The 3,903-nt window shown below is 72.6% G+C and carries 5 protein-coding genes; all 5 read left to right on the forward strand.

All coding sequences use genetic code 11. The annotated features are described in order from the left end of the window. Positions 1-445: general secretion pathway protein GspB (locus N790_RS15115; RefSeq protein WP_156969917.1), on the forward strand; the 445-nt coding region annotated here is incomplete at its 5' end. Between the two features lie 10 nt (positions 446-455). Further along, on the forward strand, positions 456-1,133 hold the full coding sequence (locus tag N790_RS03895) for a rhomboid family intramembrane serine protease (RefSeq protein WP_043801014.1): 678 nt from the start codon (positions 456-458) through the stop codon (positions 1,131-1,133). Between the two features lie 80 nt (positions 1,134-1,213). Then, positions 1,214-1,654, forward strand: a complete 441-nt coding sequence (locus N790_RS03900) for a cupin domain-containing protein (RefSeq protein ID WP_052385667.1) — start codon at positions 1,214-1,216, stop codon at positions 1,652-1,654. A gap of 33 nt (positions 1,655-1,687) precedes the next feature. Beyond that, positions 1,688-2,011: a DUF1820 family protein gene (locus N790_RS03905; protein ID WP_043801019.1), complete on the forward strand. Its 324-nt coding sequence runs from the start codon at positions 1,688-1,690 to the stop codon at positions 2,009-2,011. A gap of 5 nt (positions 2,012-2,016) precedes the next feature. Continuing rightward, positions 2,017-3,822 carry an O-linked N-acetylglucosamine transferase, SPINDLY family protein gene (locus tag N790_RS03910; RefSeq protein ID WP_052385668.1) on the forward strand — a complete coding sequence of 602 codons (1,806 nt, stop codon included), beginning with the start codon at positions 2,017-2,019 and terminating at the stop codon, positions 3,820-3,822. Positions 3,823-3,903 lie beyond the last annotated feature (81 nt).

Below are 3,903 nucleotides of genomic sequence, written 5' to 3' on the forward strand. Positions count from 1 at the left end.
GCCCGCGCCGGCCCTGCCGGTGCCGGCGGATTCGAATTCGCGGGTGCCGCCGCCGCAGCTGTTGCCGGACGAGCCGCCGCCCGCGCCGCAATTGGCTCCTCCTGCGGCCGCCGTCACCGTGCCTGCTCCCGTGCCGGCGGCCAGCGCACCCGCCGCCGCCGAACCTGCCCCGGCGCCGGTGGATGCCGCGGCCCCCGCCCTGCCGGTCGAACCCCTGCTGCCCCGCCTCGCCGACCTGCCCGCCGCCGAACGCGCCACGCTGCCGCCGCTCAAGCTCAGCATGCACGTGTTCGCCGACGAGCCCGCGCAGCGTTTCGTCATCCTCGATGGCCGCCGCCAGGGCGAAGGCGCCTCGCCCGCCAGCGGCGTGGTGATCGAGGAAATCCGCCGCGACGGCGTGGTGCTGTCGGCCAACGGCCGCCGCCTGCTGCTGCCGCGGCCCTGAGGCAAGCGCCGTGTTCGTGAACCTGCCCACGCGACGCAAGGCCGGCTGGCGCTGGGCCACGCCGCTGCTGGCGGCGCTGATGGTGGCCGCCTTCATCTGGATCGCGCTGCTGCCCGACGACGCCGCCTGGCGCGCCACGCTGCTGCGCTGGGGAACGCTTTCGGGCAGCGTCACCGAATGGCGCGCGGCGCTGCGCGACGAACGCCTGCTCACCCTGCTCAGTGCGCTGTTCATCCACGCCGGGCCGGTGCACCTGGTGGGCAACCTGCTGTTCCTGCTCATCTTCGGCCTGCCCTCGGAACGCGCGATGGGGCCGTGGCGCTACCTGCTGCTGTTCCTGGCCGGCGGCGCGCTGGCCAACCTGGCCGCGGCGCTGCTGATGGGTACGCCGGCGCGCGCCATCATCGGCGCCAGCGGCGGCGTGTCGGCGGTCATCGGCGCCTACCTGGCGCTGTTCCCGGGCGCGCGCCTGGGCGTGGTGGTGCCACTGGGCCTGTGGCTGGAATTCATCAAGGTGCCGGCGGCGCTGCTCATTGGGCTGTGGGCCACGCTGCAGCTGGTCTTCACCTTCGTCGGCCCCAGCTTCGGCGCGGTGGCCTGGTGGGCGCACCTGGCGGGTTTCGTGGTCGGGCTGCTGTATGCGCTGGCCCTGAAACCCATGCTGGCGCGGCGTTCGCGCGGCACCTGAGTTCGGGAGAGGCCGTCCGCGGGCGGCCAACGCGTTTGCTCGGAAGGGCGATCCGCCCCACCGCCTCCCGGAGGCACGCCATGTCCCGACTCACCCTGGCCACCACCCTGCTGCTGGCCCTCGCCGGCCCGACGACCCTTGCCAGCCAATCCGAGCCCGCGCTCGCGTTCGCAACCGACGACCCCGGCCTGGCCTGGGGCCCCTGCCCCGCCTTCATTCCCGAGGGTTGCCAGATCGCGGTGCTGCACGGCGATCCCGCGCTCGCCAATGCCGACGTCTTCTTCAAGGTGCCCGGCGACTTCACCATTCCCCACCACTGGCACAGTTCGGCCGAACGCATGGTGCTGGTGTCCGGAACCCTGGAGGTCAGCTACGACGGGCAGGCGCCCCGGACGCTGCGACCCGGGATGTACGCCTACGGACCGGCCCGGCTCGGCCATTCCGCCGTCTGCGCACCGGGTGAACCCTGCATTCTTTTCATCGCCTTCGAGGCCCCCGTGGATGCGGTGCCCGGCAACTGACGCAGCGCCCGCGCTGGCATAGAATCCGCGGGCATGAACCAGCGCATCCTCTACAAGGTCACGTTCCTCAACGCCGGCAAGATCTACGAGCTGTACGCTCGGCGCGTCACGGCCAGTTCGTTGTGGGGCTTCACCGAGGTGGCCGACCTGGTGTTCGACGCCAAGGAAGGCGTGGTGGTGGACCCCACCGAAGAGCGCCTGCGCGACGAGTTCGCCGACACGCGCGTGCTGCACCTGCCGATGCAGAGCGTGGTGCGCGTGGAGGAAGTGGACCGCAAGGGCCAGCTGAGCATCCGCGACGCCGGCACCGGCGAGAAGGTGGTCACGCCCTTCCCGCTGCCCGCCAAGCCGCGCTGAACCGCATGCCGCCCGCCACGCCGGCCGAGCTGTACGCCCAGGCCGCCGCGGCCTTCAACGCCGGCCGGCGCGACGACGCCCGGCGCCTGCTCGACCAGCTCTTCACTGTTGAGCCGGGACACGCGGCAGGCTGGAACCTGGCCGGCATCCTGGCGCAAACGGCGCGCGATTTCGCCGGCGCGCGCACCTGCTTCCAGCGCGCCGTGGCCGGCGGCGGCAGCGCCGGCCTGTGGGTGAACCTGGGCTTCGCGCACCAGAAGCTGGGCGAAGATGCGCAGGCGCTGGCCGCCTACACCCAGGCCATCAACCGCGAACCACGGCTGGCGCTGGCCTGGCAAAAACTCGGCGGCCTGAAGGAAGCGCAGGGCCGTACGAAGGAAGCGCTGGAGTGCTACCGGCGCGCGGTGAAGCTGGACCCCGACGACCTCAAGAGCCTGGGCGACGGCCTGTACCTGCGCCGGCACCTGGCCGACTGGGCGCCGGACCCGGTGCTCAACGCGGAAAACCTGCTGGCCACGTTCGCGCGCGCGCCGCGCAGCGATTTTTCGCCGGGGCTGCTGCTGTCGCTGCCGGAAGCCGGCGCCGCCGCGCAGCGCGAGGCCGCGCGCACCTTCGCCCGTTCGCAGTGGGGCGCCGCGCTGGCGTCGCCACCGCTGGCGCCGACGGCGCGCGCCACCGAAGGGCCGCTGCGCATCGGCTACCTGTCGGCCGATTTCTGCAACCACGCGGTGTCGTTCCTGGTGAGCGAAGTGATTGCGGCGCACGACCGTTCGCGGGTGCAGGTGTTCGCCTATGCCTACCGCGCGCCCGCGCCCGGCGACCCCTGGCGCGCGGCCATCGAGCGCGGCGTGGACCACTTCGTCGACATCGACGCGCTCGACGACCGCGCCGCCGCGCAGCGCATCCGCGACGACGGCATCGACGTGCTGGTGGACCTGACCGGCTACACCGGCCACGGCCGCGTGGGCATCAATGCCTGGCGGCCGGCGCCGGTGATCGCGCAGTGGATCGGCTACATCGGCACGCTGGGCGAACCGCGGCTGGCCGATTACGTGATTGCCGACGAGTTCGTGCTGCCGCCTTCGCTGGAAAGCGGCTTCAGCGAAGCCGTGGCGCGTATGCCGGGCTGCTTCCAGCCGAACGGCCGCCTGGTGCCGCTGCCCCAGCCGCCCACGCGCGCCGCCGCCGGCCTGCCGGAAGACGGCGTGGTGTTCTGCAGCTTCAACCAGGCCTACAAGTTCAACGCGCCGCTTTGGGACGACTGGTGCGCGGTGCTGCGCAGCGTGCCCGGCAGCGTGCTGTGGCTGGTGTCGCCCAAGGACCCGGCCACGGCGGACAACCTGCGCGCCGAAACCGCGCGCCGTGGCGTGGCGCCGGAACGGCTGGTGTTCGCCCCGCCGCTGCCGCGCGAGGCGCATCTGTCCCGCCTGGCCCTGGCCGACCTGGCACTCGACACGCACCCCTACAACTCCGGCACCACCGCCAGCGACGCGCTGCGCCGGGGCGTGCCGGTGCTCACCTGGCCGGGCGAAAACTTCGTGAGCCGCATGGCGGCGAGCCTGCTGCATGCCGCCGGCCTGCCCGAAGCCGTGGCCGCCGACCGCGGGGCGCTGGTGGAAATGGCGACAAGCTTGGGTAACGACGCCGCGGCGCGGGCTGCGCTGCGTGCGCGCCTCCAGGCCAGCCTGGCCGAGGGCCGGCTGTTCCAGCCGGAGCGGTTCGCGCGGGACCTGGAGCGGCTTTACGCCGCGATGCACGCGCAGTCCCTTGCCGGTACGCGAACCTCGTTCACCCTGGTCGCGGACGTCTGAGAGCAACCCAACTGGTGCGTGCCGGGCGTTGAGAATTTGTCTTTGGTGACGGACCGCACTGAATCGCCCCGCCTTTCCCGG

It is taken from the genome of Arenimonas malthae CC-JY-1, from assembly GCF_000747075.1.
Taxonomy (GTDB): Bacteria; Pseudomonadota; Gammaproteobacteria; order Xanthomonadales; family Xanthomonadaceae; genus Arenimonas; species Arenimonas malthae.